Source organism: candidate division WOR-3 bacterium, assembly GCA_039804025.1.
Classification (GTDB): domain Bacteria; phylum Hydrothermota; class Hydrothermia; order Hydrothermales; family JAJRUZ01; genus JBCNVI01.
In genome coordinates this window covers 116,093-141,248 of the sequence record JBDRZP010000001.1, presented here as the reverse complement: position 1 = coordinate 141,248, position 25,156 = coordinate 116,093, and the positions used below count along the sequence as shown (strand labels likewise).

The window sequence follows — 25,156 nt, the reverse complement described above, 5'->3', positions numbered from 1 at the left end:
AATAAAATTTTTAAATTTTGTAAATTATTTTTCCTTCAAATTTTGAAAAATTTCCGCTCCTGTCCTCCGCATATATTTCAAATTTGCTTTCTTTTTTATTTATACTCCTTTTAATAACAGCTTCTGCTTTTCCTGTTAAAGGGTTAAAACTTACGGGTTCCCATTCACCATCAAGGTAAAAATTTATATCTTTTACTTTGAAATTGTCCCTGACCCAGAATTTAATTTCAAAATTAGAAGGATTGATATAGTAAATTTTATTCGCGATTATTTGAGGTTTTAAAGTATCAATTCCCCTAAAAAATTTTCCCCAGGAATAGGTTATAAAAACTGAATCAGAGGAGAAAAAATCATATTTATTTTTAAATCCATTATTTACTAATATAACTTCCTTTTCCTTTTTGTTCTTTACCTTTATTTTGAGAGGATTTTTAAAAAGGATTTCTGCAGAGAATATAAAAAGGGTATCTTCTTTTTCTTTAAAAAATAATGGGTAAGGGAAAAATTGGGTTTCTTTACTAATTTCTATTTCATAGTTTTTAAATTTAATATTGTAAGATTTTTCTGGTAAAGGAAAAACATATGTTAAATCTCTAAATTTTCCATAACTCCCAGGGGAAAGTATAATTTTTTTCTCGGTTGAGTCAATAAATACAATTCCATCAAATACAAAATAGGTATTTTTTTCCCTTTTTAAATGTTTTGAGTTTTTCTTTTTCATCCAGAATATTAGGGAATCTTTATTACCTTTAAAATCATAAACAAGAATTTTAAGATTTGTTAATTCCTTTTTTAAACTTATAAAAGTATTCCCGGTCCATAAATTATTCTGTAAATTAATAGGATGAATATAACTTGATGAAAAGGAGTTATTAATCCTCGTATAAAGTGCCCTTGCAATGAAGTTATTACCAAAATTTATGCTGTCATATTTTAAATCACATATAGGTGTATCTGAAAGAAAGACTTTAAGTCCGTAAATAGCCATTCTATCGGAATTTTCAGATTGTAAATCATAGGCTGATATCCATAGGAAAAAGTCAGAGGTTATATAAAGTGTTTCAGGAAAGGGTTTTTTAAATTCATAGGGTGCAAAACTTCCAAAAAGTAAACTTTTACCAAGAGGATATATTTTTATTTTATCAATTACTGGTTTTATTGTATCTTTGATATCAAAAAAATATAAAGGATTTATAGGTTTATCAAAATTTCTTCTTGTTTCAAGGTGTATATGAGGTATAACTGTTCCACTATTTCCTGAAAAACCAAACCTCTCATCTTTTTCAATTTCTAATTCTAAATAAAGGTCAATTTCATTTTTTTTGATTTTTTTCTTTTCAAAATATACTTTTTCTTCTATTTTTTCATCAAATTTATCTAAGTGTGCATAAACATATATTAAATTTTCATTATTCTGTATATAAATTGCTTTTCCATAACCTTCCCATTTATCAACAATTCTAACAATTTTACAAGAAAAAGGAGAAAAAATGGGTATTCCATTTTTTTTATATGTGGAAATATCAATACCTGTATGAAACCTTATTCCTCTGTTTTCAAGAAAAGAAGATGTGAGAGTTTGGGTAAGAAGAAAAAGAAAAAGCATTTATAAATTTTATCTTATTTCTTAAGACCTATTCCAATGTAGAATCCATCGTAAAAATCATTAGGACCACCTATATATTTAGAGTAACCGGCTGAAATCGTTTTATTTTTACTTAGATTTAAATTTATTGAAAAGGTGTTTATTTGAGGATAAAGATAGGTATAAGAAAGTGTCAATAATTCGGGATTATAAATTCCAAGTAAAACTCCTGCTTTAAAATAATTTGGATAATTAAAACCACCTTTTAAACTCAAAATAAACATATCTGAAGGCATAGATAATTTTAAAAATAAGTCTCCATGACCCCATATTATACCAGGTTGAGATTTTTCTCCCTCTACTTGCATGCTATAAATTGCCCCTGAAGCCTCTACACCTGCTGCAATATTTTTTGTAAATCCATAATAGGCACCACCTGTTACCTGCGAACCGTATACTTTATAGTTTTTATAACTTGTATAACCGCATCCACTCTCCGAGTATCTTCCCGTCATATAATATCCATTGGCTCCAAAATAGAAATTTCCTCCCTTTTCAATCGCTGCCTTGTCATAATTCACAGGCATTACACAGTAATAAATTAAAAAGGGTAAAGAAATTATTAATTTTTTCATAGTTTTATTATAAGAAAAGTTACAGATTGTTTTCAAATTTAAAAATAGATTAAATTTATATTATGATTTTAAAAGAAGTAAAGGTAAAAAGTATTTTATCAAGATCAAAGGTTTACGAATATACTATAAATCCCTATGTTGGCTGTCAGTTTGGTTGTGTTTACTGTTATGCTCAATTTATGAAAAATTATACTGGTCATAATGAAAAATGGGGAGATTTTGTGGATGTTAAGATTAATTCAGCAATATTACTTGAGAGAGAAATTAAGAAAAAGAAAAAGGGAGTTGTTTGGATAAGTGGTGTTTGTGATCCTTATCAACCTGTTGAGAGGAAGTATGGCTTAACAAGAAGGATTCTTGAAATTCTCTCTAAAGAAAACTGGAGTGTTGTAGTGCAGACAAAATCCCCTCTTGTTTTAAGAGATATTGATATTTTTAAAAAATTTAAAAATATTGAGATAGGTTTTTCAATTGGAACAGCAGATGAAAATATAAGAAAACTCTTTGAGCCCAGAACAGCAAGCATAGAAAAAAGAATTGAAGCTTTAAAAAGATTGAAAGAGGAAGGTTTAAGGACTTACTGTATGGTAGCACCTCTTTTACCAGGTGCTTTTGACCTTCCTCAAAAACTTAAAGGTTCTGTTGATTATGTAGTAATAGATAAGATGAATTATCATTATGCTGATCATATTTATAAAAAGTATGGGTTAAAAAAAGATGTTAATATAAATTTACTTATTGATTTATTTAAGAAGGAAAAAATTAAAACCTATCTTGTTAAATAGTTATTTTTGAAATTTTTTAATTTCCCATCAAGGTTAAAAAGGAAAGAATTTTCTGCTTTTTTTAAGAAATCTTCAATTTTTTCTTTTTTAAATCTTTTATTTATTTTATAAACTATTTTGGATTTAATGTATAAAAATCTTTATAATATTATTTAAAAACTGAAAGGAGGGAAATAAATGGCAATACTTTTATCAAAGGAAACAAGAGTTATTGTTCAGGGAATAACAGGACGCGATGGCTCATTTCATGCAATAAAAATGAAAGAATATGGGACAAATGTTGTTGGAGGAGTTACTCCTGGTAAAGGTGGACAAAAAGTTGATAATATACCTGTTTTTGATAGTGTATTTGAAGCTGTTAAAAAAGAAAGTGCAAATACATCGATAATTTTTGTTCCCGCGCAGTTTGCGAAAGATGCAATGTATGAAGCAATAGATGCTGGAATAAAACTTATTGTTACCATAACTGAGGGAATTCCGGCTCAGGATATGGCAGAAGTTCTCGATTATATAAGGGGTATGGATGTAAGGATAATAGGTCCTAATTGCCCTGGAATTATTGCTCCTTCAATAGCAAAGGTTGGTATAATGCCAGGTCACATTTTTAAAAAGGGAAATATAGGTGTTGTTTCAAGAAGTGGGACATTAACCTATGAAGTTGTTTATCATTTAACCAATAATGGTTTAGGACAATCAACAGCTATTGGAATTGGAGGGGATCCTATAATAGGGACAAGATTTATAGATGTTCTTGAGTTATTTGAAAAAGACCCTGAGACAGAGGGAATTGTTTTAATTGGTGAAATTGGAGGAACGGATGAAGAGGATGCTGCAGAATTTATTAAAAATCATGTATCAAAACCTGTTGTTGCTTTTATAGCAGGAAGAACAGCTCCACCTGAAAAAAGGATGGGTCATGCAGGTGCTATTATTGAAGGAGGAAAAGGAACTGCTGAAAGTAAAATTAAAGCATTAGAAGAAGCAAATGTAAAAGTTGCCAGTTTACCTTCAGAAGTTGCCATTTTAATGAAAGAATCCCTTTCAAAATGATAAATTTTTTTTCTTTTTTAATTTTTCTTTTGCCCTGGGAGGAGATAAACAAATATTATTTAAACAATGTTAATGCCCTATACGCGGAGTTTGATGAAATTTTAGTTTCTGATGGAGAAAGGACAGAATACAAGGGAAAATTATGGGCAGATAGAAAAGGGTATCTAAAGTTTTTAATAACAGAGCCTGATTCACAGCTTTTATTTGTCCGTAAGGATAAAGTTTTTTTATATGATTTTGATGATAAAAAGGAAACTGAAATCTTTTCTTCCCCCTATTTACCAGATTTTTTCCTTTTTAATTTTGAAAATTTATATTCTTTAAAAGAAGAAAAAAATAGGAAAGATACTGTTATCTATGTTTTTGAAAGAAAAGATACAAATTATGTTTATGATTTAATAAAGTTATTTTTACCTATAAATGATAAAAAACCTTACAAATTGAATATAATTTCTTCATCACTTTCAGTAGAATATGTGATAGTTTTTAAAAAGTTTATTATAAATCCAATTTTAAGTGAAGAGATTTTTCAAAAGGTTCAATCCCTGAAAAAAGAGAAAAAATAAAATGGAAGATGTAATTAAAAAAGCACAGGAGAAATTTTCAGAAATTTTAAAAAAACAGATTGAAAGAGTCCAAAGAATTAAAACCGGGGAAGACTGGATTGATTATTCAAAATTAAAACCAATTATAATTGGGATTGCAGGGGGAGATGGAATAGGTCCTTTTATAACTGATGAGGCTTTCAGAGTGCTTAAATTTTTATTAAGTGATGAAGAAAAAGAAGGTAAAATAGAATTTAAAAAAATTGAAGGACTTACAATAGAGGAAAGGGCAAAAGTTAATAAGGCAGTACCTCCTTACGTTCTTGATGAAATAAAAAAATGTCATGTTCTTCTTAAAGGACCTACTACCACACCAAAGGCAGGTGATCCTTGGCCAAACATTGAAAGTGCTAATGTGGCATTAAGAAAAGAACTTGATCTATTTGCAAATATAAGACCGGTTAGAGTTCCTTCTGAAGGTATTGACTGGATATTTTTCAGGGAAAATACAGAGGATCTTTATGCTGTTGGAAGTGAAGGAATAGATGTAACAGAGGATTTATCTGTTGATTTCAAGGTTATTACCACACCTGGAAGTGAAAGGATTATAAAACTTGCCTTTGAATATGCAAGGAAAAACGGAAAGAAAAGGGTAACAGCAGTTACAAAGGCTAATGTTATAAAAAAGACAGATGGAAGATTTTTGAAGGTTTTTTATGAAATAGCAAAGGAATACCCTGAAATAGAGGCAGATGACTGGTTTATTGATATCATGACTGCAAAATTGATTGATAAAAAAAGAAGGACTGAATTCCAGGTTTTTGTTATGCCAAATTTATATGGTGATATATTAACAGATGAGGCTGCTGAATTTCAGGGTGGTGTTGGAACTGCCGGAAGTGCCAATGTTGGAAAAAGATATGCTATGTTTGAAGCAATACATGGTTCTGCTCCAAGAATGGTAGAGGAGGGTAGAGCCCGCTATGCTGATCCTTCAAGCATTATGAGAGCTTCAGCAATGCTTTTGAGGCATATTGGTTATAAGGAAAAGGGTGATTTACTTGATATGGCTCTTGATATATGCGGACAGTATGAAAAAAAAGTGTTAATAACAGGAAGATCAACAGGTGCCACAGGTTCTGAGTTTACAGATTATGTAATTGATACTCTTAAAAGGGGAGATTTAAAGGAATACTGGCTTTCTTTTCAGAGCCATATTTAATTATTGACTTTAAAGCAGTAAAACCTTTTTCAAAAATAGCCCGGTTTTACGATGAACTTATGGAATATGTTTCTTATAAAACCTGGGTTAATTATTCCCTTTCCTTTCTTGATATTTTTAATGTTAAAAAGAGAAGATTTCTTGATCTTGCATGTGGCACATTAACTCCAACTATTTATCTTTCTGAGTTTTGTGAAGATATTGTCGGTCTTGATAGGTCAATTCAAATGCTTGAGGTTGGAAAAGCTAAAATTCAGAAATTAAAAGATAAAAAAATTAAGCTTATAGTTTCAGATTTAAGAAATTTCCATTTCAAGAAAAATTTTGATGCTATTTTCTGTTTTTTTGACAGTATGAATTACTTGCTTTCTGAAGAAGATCTTTTCAATTGTTTTAAATGTGCCTACGAAAACCTTGAAAGAGGCGGTGCTTTTATATTCGATATGAATACCATTTTTGCTTTGAAAGAAATATGGGATAAAAGATTAGAAGTAAAAGTTCATAAAAATTTTACTTCAGTATGGAAAAATGAGTGGTTTGAAGATGAAAAAATTTCTAAACTTGAAATACAAATTGAATGGGAAGAAAACGGATTAAAAAAATCTGTTAAAGAATTTCACTTTGAAAAAGGTTATAAAGTAGAAGAAATTATAGATATTCTAAAAAAAACTGGATTCAGAATAACTAATGTATATGAACATTTGAAGTATAGTGAGCCAAATTCTTATACTACAAGAGTGCAATATGTATCAATAAAATGAAATACTTTATTACCGATATTCATGTTCATTCCCCTTACTCAAGAGCGACAAGCTCAAATATGAGGCCTGATATTCTTTCTAAATATGCAAAACTTAAGGGGATTAACTTATTAGGAACAGGTGACATCCTGCATCCTGAATATAGAAGAGAACTTAAAAAAATTTTAAAAGAAAGAGGAGATGGATATTTTGAGGTGAATGAAGTTTTATTTATATTAACTACTGAAGTAAGTCTTGTATTTTCAAAAGAAGGAAAGGTGAGGAAAATTCATATTGTTTTAACCTTTCCCGATTTTATAACAGTTGAAAAACTTGAAAGAAAGTTATCCCTTTATGGTTCTCTCACTTCTGATGGAAGACCCACTCTATCCCTTGATACTGTTAGATTTATAGAAATTGTGAGGGAAATTTCAAAGGATATAATGATTATTCCTGCTCATATATGGACACCTTGGTTTTCCCTTTTTGGTTCCAATTCAGGTTTTGATTCACTTGAAGAGGCTTTTGAAAATTATGTATCAGAAATTACAGCTTTAGAAACAGGTCTCTCATCAGATCCAGAAATGAACTGGATGCTTTCAGGTCTTGATAAATTTTCCCTTGTTTCCAATTCAGATTCTCATTCACCTGATAGAATAGGTAGGGAAGCTAATGTTTTTAAAGGTTATCTTTCATATAAAGAGTTAAAAGAGGTTTTAAAGAAAAAAGATAGAGAAAAATTTTTATTTACTATTGAATTTTTTCCTGAAGAGGGGAAGTATCATTATGATGGACACAGGAATTGTGGAATCTCACTCCATCCAGAGGAATCCAAAAAATTGAATTATATTTGTCCAAAATGTGGAAGATTATTAACTGTAGGTGTGCTTTCAAGAGTTTATAAACTTGCTGATAGAGAAATGGGTTATAAACCTTCAAACTATATACCATATAAAAATCTTGTCCCTTTAAAAGAGATAATATCGCAAGCAATAGGGAAAAGCGAGAATACAAGAGAAACCGAAAAAATATGGGAACTTCTAATAAAAAAATTTGAAAACGAAATTAATGTTTTAATGGATGTTACTTATGAAGAAATTTCAAAAACAGTGGATTCAAGAATTGCTTTAGGTATTAAAAATATGCGAGAAGGAAAGGTTAAGAAAATTCCGGGTTATGATGGTGTTTATGGAATAATAAAAGTTTATGAGGATATCGAAGTAAAAATTGTGGAAAGGGATGAGGATAATGAGGAGAAACCTCCCCAAATGTCTCTGTTTTAGAATATGAGATACTTTCATATTGGAATTGATAAACTTACAATTGATGAACTTTTTTTAATTGGAAAAGGTAAAAAAGTTAAGATAGAACAGGATGTTTTAAAGAGAGTTAAAGAAAACAGGGGAGTTCTTGAGAATATAGTAAATAAAGGTGAAACTGTATACGGAGTTAATACAGGTGTTGGGAGACTCGCTGACAAAATACTAAATTTTGATGAATTGAATGAATTACAGAGAGATATAGTAATATCACACTCTTCAGGCTATGGAGAACCTCTTAAAAAGGAGATTGTTAGAATTGCTATGTTTTTAAGGCTTTATATGCTGTCAAAGGGTTATTCAGGGGTAAGACCTGAAGTTCTTAATAAGATAGAGGAATTTTTAAATAAAGATATTGTTCCTTATGTTCCTGCTTTCGGCTCACTTGGAGCAAGTGGAGATCTTATTCCTCTTTCTCATATAGCTCTTGCCCTTACAGGTAGAGGAATGGTTCTTCATGAGGGCAGAATTTTACCTACATATCTTGTTTTAAAATCAACGAATACATTACCTCTTGAACTTAAGTATAAAGAGGGACTTGCTCTTATTAATGGAACTCAGGTTTCCCTTGCTTTTTTAGTTTATCTAATTAAAATTCTTGAAAATATACTGAATATATACGATAGAGCATATTTATTTTCTTTTGTTGCAGTAGATGGAAATCCAGATATATTTAATGAGAACCTTATAGTTTTAAGAAATTCTAAAAATGAGAAAAAAATAGCTAAATATTACAGGGATTTACTTAAGGATTATAAATTTGAAAAGAAAAAGAAAATTATTCAGGATCCTTACTCTTTCAGATGTATGCCACAGGTAAGAGGAACATGTGATGAAATTTTTGAGTTCTGTAAAAGAGTGATAGAAGAAGAAATAGAGTGTGTAAGCGATAATCCTTTAGTCATAGGAGATAGGGTTATTTCAGGTGGAAACTTTATTGGAATCCGGCTTTCCTTTGTTTCTGAGAATTTAAAGAAGGTAATAGCAGTTTTATCAAATATCTCAGAAAGAAGGATTAATCATTTGATGGGAAGTGAGGTAATTGATATGCCTAAATTTCTTTCTAAGGACCCCGGTAAAAAAACAGGTCTAATGATATTACATAATCTTGTTGTATCTCTTTTATCTTATATAAAAACTTTAACCTTTCCGGATCTTTCTGATTCAATACCAACTTCACAAAATCAGGAGGATTATGTTCCCATGACAATGAATTCCTGTTTTAAACTTTTTGATATGGTTGATAAGTTTAAAGTAATAACTTTTTCAGAACTTTACGCAGGAGTGAGGGCCTGTTTGCTTTTAAATAAAAAATTACCCTCAGAACTTGATAGTTTTCTATCTTCAAATTTTAAAGACTTAAAGATATTTCTTGAAGATTTAGAACCAGGGGAAGTTATTAAAAGGATAAAAAATGTTTTAGATTTTAATTAACCAATGTGAAATTCAAAATCCTTTTTTAAAAGTTCAATAATACTTTTGTCTACTTTTTTCTTATCCTGTGAATAGGTTACAAAAAGGGCATTAGCACAGAAAGTATTAATTAATCTCGGATACCCTTTTGTAGCTTTATAAATTTCTTTAATTGCTTCTTTTTCAAATATATTTTCATCTCCACCTGCAACTTTTAATCTGTGTTTTATATATTCTTCTGTTTCCTTTTCAGTGTAAGGATTTAAAGTATAGGCAATGGCAATTCTTTGCATTATTGCAGGATGTTTTTTTAACTTCTTTTTTAATTCAGGTTGTCCAAAAAGGACGATTTGAAGGAGTTTTCCCTCGGATATTTCCATATTTAAAAGCAACCTTATTTCTTCAAGGAGATTTTTATTAAGAAGCTGTGCTTCATCAATTATTACTATATATTTAAAAGGTTCACTTTTAAGTTTTTTTTCGAGTTCATTCCTTAAAAATGTTTTGTTTCTTTTTATGTTTTCTTCTAACTTTAAAAATTTCTTAGCAAGTATATTAAGGAATTCTAAAGGAGTTATTAAGGGATCATAAAAAACTGTGACTTCTTTACCTTTTTCTCTTAAGTCCTTTTCAAGTAATTTAGCAAGAGTTGTTTTCCCGCACCCTATTTCACCAAGAATAAGTGAAAGTCCACCTTTTAGTTCAAAGATATGATATAAAACCCTTGCATAACTTTCTTTTACTTTATCAGCCCAGAACAAAAAATCAAGGTCTACAGTATTTTTGAAGGGATTTCTTTTAAATCCAAAATATTCTTCAAGCATTTTTAAAGCCTTTCTTTTGCTTTTTGTGCCCATTTTGAATCAGGGGCAATTTCTATTACTCTCCTAAAGCTCTCTTTTGCTTTTTCATATTCCTTTTTCTTTTCATAAGCTATTCCTAAATGGTAAAGGGCTTCAACAAGATTTGGTCCTCTATCAAGGGCTTTTTTGAAAAAAGAAATAGCATCATCATACATTTCTCTGTCAAGGTATATTAAACCTAAATAATAAAGGGCATAAAGTGTCGCTGAAGGATTGTTATCAATTCTTATAACTTTTGCTAAGTGTTCTATTGCTTCACCGTAAATTCCCTTTTTATAACATATAAAACCAATATCTTTCATTGCCAGAGTGTTTCTTGGTTCAAGCTGGAGAACTTTTAAATAAAGAGGAAAGGCATCATCATATCTTCCAGCCTGAACATAAGCCCATCCTAAAAGATTTAAAACCTTTGTGTTATCTGGTGCTTTTTCTTTGACTTCTTCCAGTATCTTAATAGCATTTTCATAGTTTCCTTTTGCTATTTCATTCCATCCTTTTTCTATAAAGGTTGTTATGTCGACTTCTGTAATCTGAAGTCTCTGAACAAATTTATATGGATCAATAGTTCCTGCAGCGGATTTAAGTTTTAGAGTTTCTCTTTTTATTTCTTCAAGAAGTTCTAATAGGAGATCAACTTCATCTTTTACTTCTATATAAAGTTCTTTTAATTCTTCCCTAACTTCATCAAAAGTTGCCCCTTTTTTAATCTTATTTTTTATCTCTTCAAATTTTTCAAACAGAGAAGGATAATGTTTACTCTTCACAATCTAACATAATACAAAAAGCAAGAGCATATTTTCCATTATGTGTAATTGATAGGGAAAATTTTTTATTTTTGAACTTTTCCTTCGTCTTTCCATGAAGTTTAACTTCGGGTTCAAGACCAGGTTTTCTTATTATTTCAATGTTTTTAAAATAAACACCCTTTCCAAAACCTGTTCCCAGTGCTTTCATTACTGCTTCTTTTGCTGCAAAACGACCTGCAAGGTGTGGAAAAGGATTTTTTCTTTTAAGGGCATATTCTATTTCTTTTTCTGTGAAAATTTTTTTTAAAAATCTTTCTCCAAACTTCTCATAGGCTCTTTTGATTCTTTCAATTTCTATTAAATCTACGCCTATTTTTATATTATTCAATCTCATTTAGTTTTTTAACTATATCAAGAAGTTCAAGCGGATCTTCAATTTCATAATGGGCACCTGAATTTTTTGTTCCAAAAGTGTCACCATATTTTGCAAAAACTGTTATCATTCCCACTTCCTTTGCTCCATATATATCTCTTTCAGCCCAATCTCCTACCATTATACTTTCATTGGGTTTAACATCAAGTTTTTTTAAAACTGCAAGAAAAGGTTCTGGTTTTGGTTTTCTTATTCCTGTATCATCCCAGGTTACAACAGCGTTAAAAATTGTATGGAGTCCGACTTCTGCAAGTCTTGTCCATGCTTGGAGCCTCGGAGCATCAGAAATTACACCCAGTTTTAATCCCATTCTTAAAAGTTCAGTTAATACAAATCTTATATGAGGATAAAGTATCATATTTGCTGTTTTTGCTTTCCTATAAGCAACAATTCCTGCTGCAAGTATTTTATAATCAACATATCCGAGTTCTATTTCTAAGAATCTATCAAAAATTTTTTGATCCTCAATATGAGTCTCTGCGTAAAGTTTGAAAATTTTTTCGATTGCTGCTTCTTTTTTAATTTTTAAACCAGCATCAATCATTGCCTCAACTGCCATTTCAACTGATTCTCTTTTCATTCTCATAAAATCTAAAAGTGTATTATCAAGATCAAAAATGCAAGCTTTTATCATTTTAAAGCTTTACGCGCCCGGTGGGATTTGAACCCACAACCTCCGCCTCCGCAGGGCGACACTCTTTCCAGTTGAGCTACGGGCGCCCCTTCTTTAATTTTATTATTTATTTTATAAATTTTCAAAGTAGGGGTAAATAATTTTTCAGTTCATAATCTGTAACCTGAATCCTGTAATCTTCCCATTCCTTTTTTTTATTTCTAATAAATTTTGTAAATACCTCTTCCCCGAGTGCACTTTTAACAAGCTCACTTTTTTCCATTTCAAGAATTGCAGAGTAAAGAGAATCAGGTAAAGCATCAATTCCATATTTCCTTTTTACTTCTTCAGGCATTGCATAAATATCTTCCTCAATGGGTTCTCTTAAAGGATACTTTTCAATTACCCCTTTTAAACCGGCTCTTAATATGACACTAAAGGCAAGATAGGGATTACAGGCAGGGTCAGGAGCTCTGTATTCAATTCTGCAAGATTTTGGCTTATAGGGTTTAAAAGCAGGAACTCTCACCAAAGCTGACCTATTTTTTCTACCCCAGGATAAATAAACAGGTGCTTCATACCCAACTACAAGTCTTTTGTAAGAATTTACCCATTGATTTGTAACTGCTGTTATTTCCCTTGCATGTTTTAAAAGACCAGCAATAAATCCTTTTGCTATTTCTGATAAATTAAATTCATCATTTTCAGAATAAAAAGCATTTTCTTCTCCCTTAAATAAAGATATATGACAGTGAAAACCACTCCCATTTATTCCAAAAACTGGTTTTGGCATAAAGGTAGCATATATTCCGTATTTTCTTGCTATATGCTTTATTATAACTTTTGAAACCTGAACTATATCAGCCATTTTTAAAGCTTTTTGATATCTGAAATCAATTTCATGCTGGGAAAAAGCAACTTCATGGTGAGTTGCTTCAATCATAATTCCCATTTTTCTTAAAGTAAGTAAAGTCTCTTTTCTTGCATTGACAGCTTCTTCAATAGGCAAAATATCAAAATATCCACCTCTATCAAGGATTTCTACTTCTTTATCACTTTTAAAATAAAAATATTCAAGTTCAGGACCAACATAAAAGTCAAATCCCAGCTCTTTTGCAAAATTTAAATTTCTCTTCAAAACATATCTTGGACAGGATTCATAAAAAGACCCATCAGGATATAAAATATCACAGATGAAAACAACAGAAGGATTCCCATCAAAGTTTTCAAGGAAAAAGTAAGAATTTAAATCAGGTTTTGCTATTAAATCGGATTCCTCTATTCTTACAAAACCCTCAATAGAAGAACCATCAAACCCTATTCCCTCTTCAATAGCCCTTTCCAGTTCCTCTCTTGTTATGTTGAATCCCTTAACATTTCCGAGAATGTCAGTAAACCATAAGCGTATTACCTCTATCCCCCTTGAATCAATTTCTTTTACAATTTCATTCATTTTTTTCAATTATTATTTTAATTTGGATTGGAACCTTAATATTTTTTATTTTATAATAAAAGATTATAAATTAATTTTTTATAAGGTTCAAATCCTTTTTAACCAATACTTATTAGAATGAATTTATTTTTTACTTTAATTTTTTTAATGTTAAGTACAAGAGAAAAAATTGGTATAGGTAACCTTATACAGAAACCTGAAAAGTATATTAATAAAGAAGTTCTTGTTCAGGGTAAAATTGTGGATGTTTGTCAAGGTTCTGGATGCTGGGTTTTAATTGAGGAAAATGAAAATAAAATTTTAGCGAAAAGTATTGATCATAAAATTACCTTTCCTATGGATTCAAAGGGAAAAATTGTTGAAGTAAGGGGGATTTTAAGAGGTAAAATAAAAAGTTCTTGTGATATCAAGGAACATGAGGAAGAAGGTCATAAGTGTCCTTCACCCGAATATTTTATAGAGATTAAACAAGCTAAAATTATAAAATAGTTAAATTTTTATAGAAAAAAAATCGTAACCTCCTTTTATTTCCTTTAAATTCCCCTTTTTATCTTTTAAAAATAAACCTTCTCCACTTTCAACTTTTCCAATTATTTTAACCCACTCAGGTAATTTATTCTTTTCTGTTTCAGGAATTGTAAAAAGGATTTCATATTCTTCGCCTGAATTGAGCAAATAATCAATAATATTTTTCTGAAAACTCATTGTGTATTCAAGTAATTCTTTAGAAAAAGGAAGTTTTTCCTCTTCAATTATTATTTTCACTTTTGAACTATCAGCAAGTCTTTTTGCATCCTTAGCAATACCATCTGAAATATCTATTCCTGAGTTTATTTTAATTTTCTCTTTTAATTCAATAATTTCAGCTATCTTGGGTTTGGGAAATTTTAATTTTTGTATTAATTTATTTTTTATGTCTTCATTAATACTCAAATTTTTTTCGAGAATTTCAAGGGATGCTAAAACCCTTCCTGTATCCCCTGTAATACATAATAAGTCATTTTCTTTTGCTCCTTTCCTCAATATGGGGTAATCGTCCACTTCACCTAAACATGTTATTGTAAAGGAAAATTTATCTTTTACTTTTATAAGATCACCACCGGAAGGAGATATTCCAAAAAATTTTGTTATTTCCCTAATTCCTGAATAAAATTCTTCTATATCATTTTTTGTAAAGTTTTCGGGTATTAAAAGAGATATAAGAAGAGTTATGGGTTTTGCTCCGCAAGCTGCAAGGTCACTTAGTGCACCAGCCGTGCATCTAAAAGCTATTTCTTTTAAAGTGAGATAAGTTCTCCTAAAGTGAATATCTTCAGAGTAAGAGTCAGTTGTAATTGCTAAGATTTTTTTATCAATTTCTAAAATTAATGTATCATCACCAATTCCTTCCCTTATATATGGATGGGGGATTTCAAATTTTTTGACAAATTCAACAAATTCTTCTTCTGATTTAAAAAATTTTTCCATAAATAATTTTAATATATTTTGTAAAAATAATTGAAAAAGTATTTAAAATAAATTATTATTATTAAATGGAATTTTTGTTTGGACTTTCCGGTGTTTTAGCATCAATTTTAGGTCTTGTTCTCGCCATATATGCTGTTTTTGTTAACGGTAAAATGACAAAAGAAATATTAAAAAAGATGGATGAAAAAATTGATTTAATGAGAGAGTATTTAGTTAAAATGGATGAAAGGCTTGAGAAGATGGATTTAAGGCTTGAGAAAATGGATGAAAAGCTTGAAAAGATGGATTTAAGACTTGAAAAGATGGATGAAAGGCTTGAAAAAATGGATGAAAGGTCTGAAAGAATTTCTCAAATTTTAAGGTATGTTGCTGATCTTGTTAAGGCAGAGAGTGAAAAGATAATACAGAAGATTAAAGAATAAAATTTTATCTATCTATAGCATCTATATCTGTTAAGTATCTTCCAACAATTAAAGTATGAATTTCATAGGTTCCTTCATATGTATGAACGCTTTCCATGTTGTTTGCGTGTCTCAGTGAATTATACTCTGTTGTTATACCGTAAGCACCGAGAATTGTTCTTGCTTCTCTTGCTACTTCAAGAGCAACCCTTGTATTATTTCTCTTAACAAGGGATACATGAATATATCTTGCTTTTCCCTTTTCCTTCATTCTTCCGAGATGCAAACATAAAAGTTGTGCTTTCCATATTTTTTCAAACATATCAACAAGTTTCTTCTGAGTGATTTGGAATGAAGCAATGGGTTTTTTAAATTGTTCCCTTACAAGAGCGTGTTTATAGGCTTCTTCAAAGCATGCCCAGGCAGCACCAACACATCCCCAGGTTATTCCATACCTTGCTTCATTTAAAGGCATTAAAGCAGATTTTAGTCCCTCTGTGTTTGGAAGTCTCTGCGATTCTGGAATTCTTACCTCATCAAGTATCAGTTCTGAAGTATCAGAGGCTCTCAAAGATATTTTGGTTTTAATTTCCCTTGAGGTAAAACCTTTTGTTCCCTTTTCCACAATAAAACCCTGAACTTTTTCATTTTCATCTTTTGCCCAAATAATGGAGAGGTCGCACATTGTTCCATTTGTTATCCACATTTTTCTCCCGTTTATTACCCATGTATTTCCATCTTTTCTACATCTTGTTTCCATTGAGGCAGGATCACTTCCAGCATTCGGTTCTGTAAGACCAAAACTTCCTATAAGTTTTCCTTTAGCCATAAGAGGTAAGTATTTTTTCTTTTGCTCTTCGGATCCAAAGGTAAATATGGAATACATAGCAAGGGAAGATTGAACTGAACAGAAACTTCTTATTCCTGAATCACCGTATTCGAGTTCCTGCATCATTAACCCGTAAGCTACATAACCAAGACCGGCACCTCCATATTCCTCTGGTATGGTTGGTCCAAAAAGGCCAAGTTCAGCCATCTGTGGTATAAGATGTTTGGGAAATTCTCCTTTTAACCACCATTCACCTATATAAGGCAATATTTCTTTCTCAACAAAATCTCTTACAGTATTTCTTATTAATTTTTCTTCTTCTTTCAAATAATCGTCCAAGTCAAAGAAATTTTTTAATTCAAAAATTTTAGAATCTGACATTTTAAAAAATTTAAAAAAAGAAAAAGGAATCGAACCTTATATTATTCGGTAATTTTTAGATTTTCTTTTTTTCTATTTTCTTCTAAAGCTCTTTTTCTTGATAATCTGATTCTTCCAAGTTCATCAATTCCTATTACTTTAACAATTACTTCATCTCCAGGTTTAACTTCTTTATTCAAATCTTTAATCCTGTATTGAGCCCATTCCGATACATGAACAAGACCTATTTTCCCTGGAAGTATCTCAACAAATACACCGAAATTTTCAACCCTTGTTACTTTTCCCTTGTAATTTCTTCCAATTTCAATATCCTGAACAATCTCTTCAATCAATTTTTGTGCTTCTTCCACATTTTCACTATTTTCTCCATATATAAAAACTTCTCCCTTTGTATCATCAATATCAATTTTTACATTTGTTTTTTCGATTATTCTTTTTATTACCCTTCCACTTGGACCTATAACTTCTCCTATTTTTTCTTTTGGGATTAAAAAGGCTCTTACTTTAGGAGCATATTTTGAAATTGAACTCCTTGGCTTGTTTATTGTTCTTGACATTGTCTGTAAAATAAACTCCCTTGCTTTTTTTGCTTCAAATAGTGCTTTTTCAAAAATTGATAAGGGTAAGTAAGGTTTTTTAATATCAAGTTGAATTGCAGTAACACCTTTATCTGTGCCTGCCACTTTAAAATCCATATTTCCGAAATGATCTTCTGAACCTATTATATCTGTTAGAAGAACATCTTCACCATCGTAATCCATCCATCCAATTGAAATACCGGCACAGGCAGATTTTATAGGTATACCAGCATCCATAAGGGAAAGAGAAGCACCACATACAGAAGCCATTGAAGTGGAACCATTTGACTCAAGAATTAAAGACACAACTCTAATTGTATAGGGAAACTTTTCTTCAGGTGGAATTAGTGGTTCAATTGCTTTTTCAGCAAGACTACCATGACCTATTTCTCTTCTTGAGGGACCTTTTAAAGGAGCAACTTCGCCTGTAGAGAATCCAGGAAACATATAGTGAAGCATAAACCTTTTCACTTCTTCTCCTTCAAGTTCACCGAGTTTCTGAGCATCTTCCTTTGTTCCAAGAGTTGTTACACATAAAGCCTGTGTTTCTCCTCTTGTAAAAATAGCTGAACCATGAGTTCTTGGTAAAACTGAAATTTCACACCATATAGGTCTTATTTCATTTAAAGATCTTCCATCCATTCTTATTTTTTCTTTTACTGTTCTTTCTCTAACTATTTCCTTTTCAAGATTATTAAGAGCTATATTGATTTCTACTAATTTATCCGGAAAGTCCTTTAATACTTCGTTTTTTATTTTCTCTCTAAGCTCATCTAAAGCCTTTGTTCTTAATACCTTTTCCTGAATAAATAGTTTTTTCCTTAATTCATCTCTGTAATTATTTATTCTTTCAATAATTTCTTTATCAATTTCGATTTTTTTGTAATCGTATTTTTCCTTTCCTATTTCCTTTTGAATTTTTTCCTGTAATTCAATTAACTCTTCTATATACGGTTGTGCAAATTTATACGCTTCAACTATATCCTCCTCCTTTATCTCATTTCCTTGGAATTCTATCATACATATTCCCTCTTTTTTACCTGCAAGTAGAAGGTTGAAATCACTAAATTCAAGTTCTGACCTCTTAGGGTTTATCTTTAATTTTCCATTTATCCTTCCAACTCTTACAGCACCTATGGGTCCATTGAAAGGTATATCAGAAATTGAAAGAGCACAGGATGCTCCGATTATACCAAGTAAATCACCTTCCTGTTCCATATCATAGGACAATAAGAAAGACACAATTTCTACTTCATCTGTAAAATCAGAAGGAAAATGTGGTCTTATACTTCTATCTATAGCTCTTCCGTATATTATTTCTTTATCTCTCGGCCTACCTTCTCTTTTTATGAAACCTCCTGGAATTTTTCCTGCAGCAAAAGTTTGTTCTCTGTATTCAACTAAAAGAGGCAAAAAATCAGTTTTTTCTTTTGAAGGTGAAGAAACTGCTGTTGTTAAAACTACAGTTTCTCCGATCTTCACTAAAACAGATCCCTGACTCTGTCTTGCTATATCTTTTATTTCTATTATTAGCTCAGAATCCCCTAATTTTAAAGTATAAGTTTTCAATTTATCCTCTAATGGAAAGTTCGTTTATAACTTTTTGGTAGAGTTTATAGTCCTCTCTTTTCAGATAGTTTAGAAGTCTTTTTCTTTTTCCTACAAGTTTAAGAAGACCGTATCTTGTATGAACATCTTTTTTATGCTTCTTTAAATGTTCTGTAAGATAGTTTATTCTTTCCGTAATTAGAGCAATCTGAACCGGTGCACTTCCTGTGTCTTTTTCATTTATTCTAAATTTTTCTATTATTCTTAATTTATCCTCTTTTGTCAACATATTATTCTAAATTTTTTTCATTGGGATTTGAACCCTTTTTTAAAAAATAAGTATATCCTATATTTATATCTTTTTCAATTTGTTTTTTTAGTTCTTCAACACTATCAAACTTCATGTCATTTCTAATAAATTTGTGAAATTTTACCTTTAAATTTTTGTTCTTAAACTCACCATTAAAGTTAAAAAGATATACTTCGAAAACTTTTTCTTTTTCATTGAAAGTTGGTCTTGAACCATAGTAAAGTAAACCCTGATAGGTTTTGTTTTTTATTTCAGTTTCAACAATATAAACCCCTTCTTTAGGTTTTATCTTTAATTCTGATATTTTTAAATTTATGGTAGGAAACCCAAGTTTTTTACCCCTACCAGAACCTTTAATTTTTGTTCCATTTATGAAAAAGTTGTATCCGAGTAAAGTATTTGCTTCCTCTATTTCTCCCTTTTCTATAAGTTCTCTTATTCTCGTGCTTGAAATTTTTCTGTTTTTGTAAGTTATAAAGGGAAAAATAGTTAAAACTTTACCTTTTTCTCTCGCTATTTCTACCATTGTAAATATGTTACCTTTTTTATCTTTCCCAAAAGTATGATCTGGTCCAAGAATAAGTCTTGAAATTTCTAAATTAAGAAGTTTATCTGCAAAAATTTCAGGTGAAGTCTCAGCAAGTTTTTCATCAAAATTTAAAATCCAGACCTCATTTACTTTCAAACTTTTTAAGATTTCAATTTTTTCTTCAAGTGTGGTCAAAAGGAAATTATTTCTGTTTTTATGAAAGAACAAATAAGGGTGGGGTTCAAAAAACAAAACTACTAAGTTAGTTTTAAGAATTTTTGAAATTCTTCTGCCTTCTTCAATTAGAATTCTATGACCTCTGTGAACACCATCAAAGTTTCCAGGTATTAAAACTGGGGGTTTTTCTACTGAAGGAAAATAAGGGAATTCAATCTTCTGAATTTTCAATTTCTTCAATTTTAGAAAAAACTTTTCTTGGATTGAGAAAATCAACATCTATCTGTCCTATCCCTATAAAGTTTTTATTTTCATCGTAAACTCTAACAAAAGAAAATCTTTTTAAATTGGCAGAAAATCTTATAAAACTGCTGAAAGGAACAGGAACACCCTTTTCAAAGTTTGAAACAGCTTCATTTTTTAGAGAAACTTCACCAAAATGAAGAACACCATACTCAAGGGGTTTCAAATTCTGTATGAGGTCATTGTTTGGATCAATTGATTCCTTTATATAAAAGTGCCCAACTCTTTCTCTTAAGAGGTTTTCAATAACACCAAGGGTTCCAAGTTTCTCGGCTATATCCTTTGCTAAAGCTCTTATGTATGTTCCCTTTGAACAAGTTACCCTCATTGTAAACCCGTTTTTCCTTATATCAAGAAGATTTATCTGCTTAATAAATACCTTTTTTGATTTAGGCGTAACAAGTATACCTTGTCTTGCAAGTTCATATAATCTTTTTCCGCCTTTTCTGACTGCGGAGTAGGGTGGGGGCACTTGCTCTATTTCTCCTTCAAATTCCTTTATTATTTTTTCCAATTTCTCCTTTGAAAATTCAGGAATTTCTTTACGTTGTATAACTTCTCCTGTAATATCCCATGTGTCTGTTAAAATTCCCAGTTTTACATCAGCAATGTATACTTTTTCGAGTTCCATTACATAGGGTAAAAGTTTTGTAGCTTTTCCTATTCCTATAACAACAACACCAGTAGCATGAGGGTCAAGATTTCCGGCATGACCTACTTTTTCAACGTTTAAAGTTTTTTTTACATGTCTGACACAATCATAAGTTGTCCAGCCCCTCGGTTTTTTTATGTTGAGAAACCCGTTAATTTTTTCACTCATATAATCTTTACCTCCTTATAAAAAAAATTTCTGGCATAAATTTAAGTTCTATTTTTTCTGCAATTTTTTTTCTAATAAAATTTTTTGCTTTTTCAATGATCATATCTATTTTTTCTTCTTCCTTTAACTGGGTATAAAAGATTTTCGCTCTCTTTAAATCACTCGATATCTCTACATCAAGAATTACTAAATTTAATAATCTTGGATCATTTATATCGTTCCTTATTACTTCATTCAGGACTCTCATAATTTCTTTTGAAACTCTTTCAGGTCTGTATGTTTTCAATTTAGTCCTCAGGTAGAAAATTTATCTTTAAAACCTCAATACTGTTTTCTCTCATCAAAAAATCCTTTATTTTTGAAATTCTTTCATTTAAATTATACATGTCTTTTGCTGCTATTGCAATATCAAGCACACTTTTATTCCATAATTCATTATCATCAACTTCCGCGACTGAAGCATTAAAATTATTTAAAATTTTCTGTTTTAAACTGTTTAAAATTTTCCTTTTCTCTTTTAATGAAAAGCTCTCGGGAATCAAAATTTCTATTCTTATACCTCCTATGCTCACTTTAATGTTTTTTCTTTTTTGATTTTAATAAATACTTCAATTATGTCACCTTCTTTAATATCTGAATAGTTTTCTATATGGAGGCCACATTCTTTACCCGAATCAATTTCAGAAACATCTTCCTGGTAGTGTTTAAGAGAATCTATTTTACCTTCATGAATAACTTCACCATTTCTTTTTACCCTTGCAAGGTATCCTTTAACAATTTTTCCGCTTTTAACCAAACAACCTGCTACAAAACCAAGTTTTGATACCCTAAAAACTTTTTTTACTTCAGCTTCACCAACTACTTCTTCTATTTCTTCAGGTTCAAGCATTCCAACTAATAATTTCTGAATTTCATCTAAGGCATGGTAAATGATTTTATGTTCCATAATAAGTATTTTTTCGTTTTTTGCAAGATTTCTTGCCTTTGAATCCACCCCAGTATTAAAGGCAAGTATTACCCCCTTAGAAGCTGATGCAAGTAAGACATCGTTTTCTGTTACCATTCCAATGCCTTTATGAATTACATTTACCTTTATTTCTTCATATTGCATTTTAGAAAGAGTATCAGATAAAGCGTCTACTGAACCCTGAGTATCAGCCTTTATTATAAGTGGCAATTCTTTTAATTCACCTTTTAAAATCTTTTCCTGTATATTTGTTAGGGCTGTCTGAAGCTCAGCTCTTTTTATCTGCTCTTTTTTCAATTCCTTTCTTCTTTCAGCTTCTTCTTTAGCTTCTTTTTCAGATGGCATGGTAATAAGTATATCTCCTGGAGTTGGTAGCTCTTCTAAACCCTGAACTACACATGGTGTTGAGGGATAGGCTTCCTCAATAACTTGGTCCCATTCATTATATAGATTTCTTACCTTACCCCACGTAGTTCCCACTAAAACCGGATCTTTTTTTCTTAAAATACCTCTCTGAACTATTACAGTACAAAGAGGTCCTCTTCCTTTATCAAGCTTAGTTTCTATAACAACTGCCCTTGCTCTATCTTTTAAAGATGTTCTTATATCTAACTCTTCAGCAACAAGTAGGATTGCTTCAAGTAAATTATCAATTCCCATTCCTGTTTTTGCTGATATTGGTACTACAATTGTTTTACCACCCCATTCTTCAGGAACAAGCCCTTCTTCTGCAAGTTCTGCCATAACTTTTTCTAAATTGGCATTTGGAAGATCCATTTTATTTACTGCTACAATTATAGGAACACCTGCAGCTTTTGCATGACTAATGGCTTCTCTTGTCTGTTCCTTTACTCCTTCATTTGCAGCAACAACAAGGAGAGCAATATCAGTAACTTGAACTCCTCTTGCTCTTAAAGCTGTAAATGCTTCGTGTCCTGGTGTATCTATAAAGGTTATTTTATGACCCTGATACTCAATCTGATACGCGCCTATATGCTGGGTAATTCTTCCAGGTTCTTTTTCTGCCAGTTTAGTTTTTCTTATGTAATCAAGAAGTGTTGTTTTACCATGGTCAACATGTCCAAGAACTGTAATAACCGGTGGTCTTCTTTCCTCAAGTTCTTCTTTTTCTTCTTCAACCATTTCCTCTGCTTTAATCTCTACTTTAAACCCAAATTCTTCTCCAATTATCATCATTGTTTCTACATTAATAACCTGATTTATTGTGGCAAAAACACCATGGGATATACATTTTTCTATTACTCTTGCAGGATCTACTCCCATCATTTTTGCAAATTCACCCACCGTCAATGCTCCGGGAATGTATAGAATATTTTCCTTTACTTCTTCAAGGGTTTCTGTCTCTTCTTTTTCTTTTTTAATTTTTTTCTTTATTTTGGGTCCTGTTCTTAGTCTGGAAAGAGTCTCCTTTAATTTATGTTCAATTTCTTCTTCTGTTAATACAGGTCCTTCTTCAACAGTTTTTAATTCTTTCTCTTCTTCACCCCATATTTCTTTTTTCTTTTTTAACATTTCCATCTCTTCTGTTTTTTTTCTCTCAATAAATTCTTTTATTTTCTTTTCTGTATCCTCATCAACTAAACTTGTATGTGATTTTACCTCAATTCCCATTTCTTTCATTAATTCCTGTAAAGCTTTAGAAGACATTTCCAGTTCTTTTGCTAAATCCCTAACTTTTTTACCTTTTTCCTTCGGTTTTCTAACCCTTTTTACTTCTTTTGTTTCCTTTTTAGTTTTTTCTTTTAATTTTACTTTTTTTTCTTTTTTCTTTTCTTTTTCTTTTTTTTTCATCTTTCAAATTTCTCCTTATTTTCATTTAAAATTTTTCTAATTTCATCTTCTTCCAGCTTCATTGCTTTTAATCTACCTCTAAGTTCGTGTATTGAAAAAACTCCATCCGTCTCTTTCTTTAATTCAACCTTTATCTCTTCAGGCAAAATCATTTCCTCAATAAGAACTTTTTTTCTTCCTTCCCATTCACTCTGGGATATTACCCATATCTCAACGCCTACAAGTTTTGAGGCAAGTTGAACATTCTGTGAACCTGTTCCTTTCGCAATTTTTATCTCTTCATCATGCACAACAGCAATAATTTTATTTTCTTCTTCAATCATTTGGATTGGTCTTGCAGGTGAGAGTGCATTCTTAGCAAATTCTATTTTATTTTCTGACCACGGGATAACATCAATTTTTTCTCCTGCAAGTTCTCTTGTGATTATCTGTATCCTTGAACCTCTCACACCGATACAGGCACCCTGAGGATCAACTCTCGGATCATGGCTTCTTACAGCAATTTTTGCCCTTTCTCCAGGAATACGAACAATTCCCATTATTTCAACTATTCCATCAAGAATTTCAGGAACTTCAAGTTCCAGTAATTTCTTTAAAAAATTAGGGTGGGTTCTTGAGATTTTTACAAGTGGTCTCCTTCCAGAGGTTTCAACACTCAACACAAGACCTCTTACTTCAGCTCCAATTCTATACTTTTCTTTTCTAATCTGTTCCTCGGGCGGCATAAAACCATCTGCCCTTCCCAGTCCTAAATATACGCCTGATTTATCTACTTTTTGTATAATTCCTCTTACTATATCACCAATTTTTGTTTCAAAATCCTTGTAAATCCTTTCCTTTTCAGCTTCTTTTATCTTTTTTGTAAATATCTCCCTCATTCTATATACTACACCTCTTCCAAGTTGTTCTATATCCATTTCAATTTTAATACTTTCTCCCGGAACAACAAGCGGTTTGATTTTTTTTGCATCCTGATAGGTTATCTCATAGGTTGGATTTTTTAATTCATTAACTACCTTCTTTAAAATCCATATTTTAATTTGTCCTGCCTTATCATTGATTTCAACTTCAACAGGAAAGGCGTTGTCTCTATAATACTTTTTAATAGCTATTTCAAAGGCATCTTTAAGTGATTTTATAACATATTCCCTATCAATTCTTCTCAATCTTGTTATCTGATCAATGTATTCCATAAGTTCATAAGCCTTCATTTAAAATTCCTCCATTTCATATAATTTTATTTTTTTTACTTCTTCAACGGGTATTTTAATTAAATTTTCACCAATTACAATATAAAATAAATTTTCCTTAAAATCAAGTAGATGTCCCTTAAACTCACGATCCTTTGTTATTATTTTTACCCTTTTACCTTTAGCCCATAAATATTCTCTTTCAGATTTAAGTTCTCTGTCCAATCCTGGAGATGTTACTTCAATTTCAGGTTCTATATAAATACCTTCCACTTTAAGAATATTAATTAACCTTTCTGCCCATTTTTCAGTATCTCTTATAGTGATACCGTTTTTTTTATCTATTGTTAAAACTATTCTAAATTTTCTTCCTGTACCTTTAACTTGCAGATCAAGGAGGTATATATTTTCTTCCTCCAGTTCTTTTTCTAATATATTCATA

General features: G+C 30.8%; 27 protein-coding genes and 1 tRNA gene. 9 read left to right on the top strand and 19 right to left on the bottom strand.

The window, feature by feature from the left end:
- Positions 1 to 10 precede the first annotated feature (10 nt).
- On the bottom strand, positions 11 to 1,606 hold the full coding sequence (locus ABIN73_00665) for a M23 family metallopeptidase (protein ID MEO0268239.1): 1,596 nt from the start codon (positions 1,604 to 1,606) through the stop codon (positions 11 to 13).
- Between the two features lie 14 nt (positions 1,607 to 1,620).
- Positions 1,621 to 2,220 carry a hypothetical protein gene (locus ABIN73_00660; protein ID MEO0268238.1) on the bottom strand — a complete coding sequence of 200 codons (600 nt, stop codon included), beginning with the start codon at positions 2,218 to 2,220 and terminating at the stop codon, positions 1,621 to 1,623.
- 62 nt (positions 2,221 to 2,282) lie between these two features.
- Between ABIN73_00660 and ABIN73_00655 the strand changes: the two genes are divergently transcribed.
- The 7 genes from ABIN73_00655 (at position 2,283) to ABIN73_00625 (ending at position 9,315) form a co-directional block, all read left to right on the top strand.
- Positions 2,283 to 3,005 carry a radical SAM protein gene (locus ABIN73_00655; GenBank protein MEO0268237.1) on the top strand — a complete coding sequence of 241 codons (723 nt, stop codon included), beginning with the start codon at positions 2,283 to 2,285 and terminating at the stop codon, positions 3,003 to 3,005.
- 177 nt (positions 3,006 to 3,182) lie between these two features.
- Positions 3,183 to 4,055, top strand: a complete 873-nt coding sequence (gene sucD / locus ABIN73_00650) for a succinate--CoA ligase subunit alpha (GenBank protein MEO0268236.1) — start codon at positions 3,183 to 3,185, stop codon at positions 4,053 to 4,055.
- Positions 4,052 to 4,621 (top strand): hypothetical protein, encoded by a 570-nt coding sequence (locus ABIN73_00645; protein ID MEO0268235.1) that lies wholly within the window; start codon positions 4,052 to 4,054, stop codon positions 4,619 to 4,621. Before sucD ends, ABIN73_00645 begins: the two co-directional genes overlap by 4 nt.
- A gap of 1 nt (position 4,622) precedes the next feature.
- Positions 4,623 to 5,822: an isocitrate/isopropylmalate family dehydrogenase gene (locus tag ABIN73_00640; protein ID MEO0268234.1), complete on the top strand. Its 1,200-nt coding sequence runs from the start codon at positions 4,623 to 4,625 to the stop codon at positions 5,820 to 5,822.
- Positions 5,792 to 6,583 (top strand): class I SAM-dependent methyltransferase, encoded by a 792-nt coding sequence (locus tag ABIN73_00635; GenBank protein ID MEO0268233.1) that lies wholly within the window; start codon positions 5,792 to 5,794, stop codon positions 6,581 to 6,583. The genes ABIN73_00640 and ABIN73_00635 overlap by 31 nt, the downstream gene beginning before the upstream one ends.
- Positions 6,580 to 7,845, top strand: coding sequence for an endonuclease Q family protein (locus tag ABIN73_00630; GenBank protein MEO0268232.1), 1,266 nt, complete (start codon positions 6,580 to 6,582; stop codon positions 7,843 to 7,845). The genes ABIN73_00635 and ABIN73_00630 overlap by 4 nt, the downstream gene beginning before the upstream one ends.
- A gap of 3 nt (positions 7,846 to 7,848) precedes the next feature.
- Complete coding sequence (locus ABIN73_00625) at positions 7,849 to 9,315, top strand: aromatic amino acid ammonia-lyase (protein ID MEO0268231.1); 1,467 nt, start codon at positions 7,849 to 7,851, stop codon at positions 9,313 to 9,315.
- On the opposite strand, the gene ABIN73_00620 is transcribed toward ABIN73_00625, so the two are convergent.
- The 6 genes from ABIN73_00620 to ABIN73_00595 all read right to left on the bottom strand — a co-directional run bounded on the left by ABIN73_00620 (position 9,312) and on the right by ABIN73_00595 (position 13,402).
- Positions 9,312 to 10,118, bottom strand: coding sequence for an AAA family ATPase (locus ABIN73_00620; protein MEO0268230.1), 807 nt, complete (start codon positions 10,116 to 10,118; stop codon positions 9,312 to 9,314). The two genes, ABIN73_00625 and ABIN73_00620, sit on opposite strands and share 4 nt — an antisense overlap.
- Positions 10,119 to 10,120: 2 nt before the next feature.
- A complete protein-coding gene (locus tag ABIN73_00615; GenBank protein MEO0268229.1) occupies positions 10,121 to 10,921 on the bottom strand; it encodes a tetratricopeptide repeat protein in 801 nt (266 codons plus the stop codon).
- Complete coding sequence (acpS, locus tag ABIN73_00610) at positions 10,911 to 11,297, bottom strand: holo-ACP synthase (GenBank protein ID MEO0268228.1); 387 nt, start codon at positions 11,295 to 11,297, stop codon at positions 10,911 to 10,913. Before acpS ends, ABIN73_00615 begins: the two co-directional genes overlap by 11 nt.
- Positions 11,284 to 11,970 carry a TIGR02253 family HAD-type hydrolase gene (locus ABIN73_00605; GenBank protein MEO0268227.1) on the bottom strand — a complete coding sequence of 229 codons (687 nt, stop codon included), beginning with the start codon at positions 11,968 to 11,970 and terminating at the stop codon, positions 11,284 to 11,286. Before ABIN73_00605 ends, acpS begins: the two co-directional genes overlap by 14 nt.
- Positions 11,971 to 11,982: 12 nt before the next feature.
- A tRNA-Arg gene (locus ABIN73_00600) sits at positions 11,983 to 12,056 on the bottom strand.
- A 35-nt stretch (positions 12,057 to 12,091) separates the two neighbouring features.
- Positions 12,092 to 13,402, bottom strand: coding sequence for a glutamine synthetase family protein (locus ABIN73_00595; protein MEO0268226.1), 1,311 nt, complete (start codon positions 13,400 to 13,402; stop codon positions 12,092 to 12,094).
- A gap of 147 nt (positions 13,403 to 13,549) precedes the next feature.
- Here ABIN73_00595 and ABIN73_00590 point away from each other — a divergent pair, with 147 nt between their 5' ends.
- Positions 13,550 to 13,891 (top strand): DUF4920 domain-containing protein, encoded by a 342-nt coding sequence (locus ABIN73_00590; protein MEO0268225.1) that lies wholly within the window; start codon positions 13,550 to 13,552, stop codon positions 13,889 to 13,891.
- On the opposite strand, the gene thiL is transcribed toward ABIN73_00590, so the two are convergent.
- On the bottom strand, positions 13,892 to 14,869 hold the full coding sequence (gene thiL, locus ABIN73_00585; protein ID MEO0268224.1) for a thiamine-phosphate kinase: 978 nt from the start codon (positions 14,867 to 14,869) through the stop codon (positions 13,892 to 13,894). It lies immediately after the preceding gene.
- Between the two features lie 65 nt (positions 14,870 to 14,934).
- Between thiL and ABIN73_00580 the strand changes: the two genes are divergently transcribed.
- Complete coding sequence (locus ABIN73_00580; GenBank protein MEO0268223.1) at positions 14,935 to 15,291, top strand: hypothetical protein; 357 nt, start codon at positions 14,935 to 14,937, stop codon at positions 15,289 to 15,291.
- A 4-nt stretch (positions 15,292 to 15,295) separates the two neighbouring features.
- On the opposite strand, the gene ABIN73_00575 is transcribed toward ABIN73_00580, so the two are convergent.
- The 10 genes from ABIN73_00575 to ABIN73_00530 are packed head-to-tail and all read right to left on the bottom strand — an operon-like array spanning position 15,296 to position 25,155.
- Positions 15,296 to 16,480 (bottom strand): acyl-CoA dehydrogenase family protein, encoded by a 1,185-nt coding sequence (locus ABIN73_00575; GenBank protein MEO0268222.1) that lies wholly within the window; start codon positions 16,478 to 16,480, stop codon positions 15,296 to 15,298.
- A 41-nt stretch (positions 16,481 to 16,521) separates the two neighbouring features.
- Positions 16,522 to 18,627: a polyribonucleotide nucleotidyltransferase gene (locus ABIN73_00570; GenBank protein MEO0268221.1), complete on the bottom strand. Its 2,106-nt coding sequence runs from the start codon at positions 18,625 to 18,627 to the stop codon at positions 16,522 to 16,524.
- A gap of 1 nt (position 18,628) precedes the next feature.
- Positions 18,629 to 18,895, bottom strand: coding sequence for a 30S ribosomal protein S15 (rpsO, locus tag ABIN73_00565; protein ID MEO0268220.1), 267 nt, complete (start codon positions 18,893 to 18,895; stop codon positions 18,629 to 18,631).
- 1 nt (position 18,896) lies between these two features.
- Positions 18,897 to 19,853 carry a riboflavin biosynthesis protein RibF gene (gene ribF, locus ABIN73_00560; protein MEO0268219.1) on the bottom strand — a complete coding sequence of 319 codons (957 nt, stop codon included), beginning with the start codon at positions 19,851 to 19,853 and terminating at the stop codon, positions 18,897 to 18,899.
- A complete protein-coding gene (gene truB / locus ABIN73_00555; protein ID MEO0268218.1) occupies positions 19,834 to 20,745 on the bottom strand; it encodes a tRNA pseudouridine(55) synthase TruB in 912 nt (303 codons plus the stop codon). Before truB ends, ribF begins: the two co-directional genes overlap by 20 nt.
- 7 nt (positions 20,746 to 20,752) lie before the next feature.
- Positions 20,753 to 21,031: a 30S ribosome-binding factor RbfA gene (rbfA, locus tag ABIN73_00550; protein ID MEO0268217.1), complete on the bottom strand. Its 279-nt coding sequence runs from the start codon at positions 21,029 to 21,031 to the stop codon at positions 20,753 to 20,755.
- A 1-nt stretch (position 21,032) separates the two neighbouring features.
- On the bottom strand, positions 21,033 to 21,317 hold the full coding sequence (locus ABIN73_00545; protein MEO0268216.1) for a DUF503 domain-containing protein: 285 nt from the start codon (positions 21,315 to 21,317) through the stop codon (positions 21,033 to 21,035).
- Positions 21,314 to 23,524: a translation initiation factor IF-2 gene (gene infB / locus ABIN73_00540; protein MEO0268215.1), complete on the bottom strand. Its 2,211-nt coding sequence runs from the start codon at positions 23,522 to 23,524 to the stop codon at positions 21,314 to 21,316. Before infB ends, ABIN73_00545 begins: the two co-directional genes overlap by 4 nt.
- Positions 23,521 to 24,735, bottom strand: coding sequence for a transcription termination factor NusA (gene nusA / locus ABIN73_00535; protein ID MEO0268214.1), 1,215 nt, complete (start codon positions 24,733 to 24,735; stop codon positions 23,521 to 23,523). Before nusA ends, infB begins: the two co-directional genes overlap by 4 nt.
- Positions 24,736 to 25,155, bottom strand: coding sequence for a hypothetical protein (locus tag ABIN73_00530; GenBank protein MEO0268213.1), 420 nt, complete (start codon positions 25,153 to 25,155; stop codon positions 24,736 to 24,738). It abuts the gene before it with no gap.
- Between the last annotated feature and the right edge of the window lies 1 nt (position 25,156).

Coding starts and splice junctions, on each gene's coding strand:
- ABIN73_00665 (MEO0268239.1), bottom strand. CDS start 1,606: ATGCTTTTTCTTTTTCTTCTTACCCAAACTCTCACATCTTCTTTTCTT.
- ABIN73_00660 (MEO0268238.1), bottom strand. CDS start 2,220: ATGAAAAAATTAATAATTTCTTTACCCTTTTTAATTTATTACTGTGTA.
- ABIN73_00655 (MEO0268237.1), top strand. CDS start 2,283: ATGATTTTAAAAGAAGTAAAGGTAAAAAGTATTTTATCAAGATCAAAG.
- sucD (MEO0268236.1), top strand. CDS start 3,183: ATGGCAATACTTTTATCAAAGGAAACAAGAGTTATTGTTCAGGGAATA.
- ABIN73_00645 (MEO0268235.1), top strand. CDS start 4,052: ATGATAAATTTTTTTTCTTTTTTAATTTTTCTTTTGCCCTGGGAGGAG.
- ABIN73_00640 (MEO0268234.1), top strand. CDS start 4,623: ATGGAAGATGTAATTAAAAAAGCACAGGAGAAATTTTCAGAAATTTTA.
- ABIN73_00630 (MEO0268232.1), top strand. CDS start 6,580: ATGAAATACTTTATTACCGATATTCATGTTCATTCCCCTTACTCAAGA.
- ABIN73_00625 (MEO0268231.1), top strand. CDS start 7,849: ATGAGATACTTTCATATTGGAATTGATAAACTTACAATTGATGAACTT.
- ABIN73_00620 (MEO0268230.1), bottom strand. CDS start 10,118: ATGCTTGAAGAATATTTTGGATTTAAAAGAAATCCCTTCAAAAATACT.
- acpS (MEO0268228.1), bottom strand. CDS start 11,297: ATGAGATTGAATAATATAAAAATAGGCGTAGATTTAATAGAAATTGAA.
- ABIN73_00605 (MEO0268227.1), bottom strand. CDS start 11,970: ATGATAAAAGCTTGCATTTTTGATCTTGATAATACACTTTTAGATTTT.
- ABIN73_00595 (MEO0268226.1), bottom strand. CDS start 13,402: ATGAATGAAATTGTAAAAGAAATTGATTCAAGGGGGATAGAGGTAATA.
- ABIN73_00590 (MEO0268225.1), top strand. CDS start 13,550: ATGTTAAGTACAAGAGAAAAAATTGGTATAGGTAACCTTATACAGAAA.
- thiL (MEO0268224.1), bottom strand. CDS start 14,869: ATGGAAAAATTTTTTAAATCAGAAGAAGAATTTGTTGAATTTGTCAAA.
- ABIN73_00580 (MEO0268223.1), top strand. CDS start 14,935: ATGGAATTTTTGTTTGGACTTTCCGGTGTTTTAGCATCAATTTTAGGT.
- ABIN73_00575 (MEO0268222.1), bottom strand. CDS start 16,480: ATGTCAGATTCTAAAATTTTTGAATTAAAAAATTTCTTTGACTTGGAC.
- rpsO (MEO0268220.1), bottom strand. CDS start 18,895: ATGTTGACAAAAGAGGATAAATTAAGAATAATAGAAAAATTTAGAATA.
- truB (MEO0268218.1), bottom strand. CDS start 20,745: ATGAGTGAAAAAATTAACGGGTTTCTCAACATAAAAAAACCGAGGGGC.
- infB (MEO0268215.1), bottom strand. CDS start 23,524: ATGAAAAAAAAAGAAAAAGAAAAGAAAAAAGAAAAAAAAGTAAAATTA.
- nusA (MEO0268214.1), bottom strand. CDS start 24,735: ATGAAGGCTTATGAACTTATGGAATACATTGATCAGATAACAAGATTG.
- ABIN73_00530 (MEO0268213.1), bottom strand. CDS start 25,155: ATGAATATATTAGAAAAAGAACTGGAGGAAGAAAATATATACCTCCTT.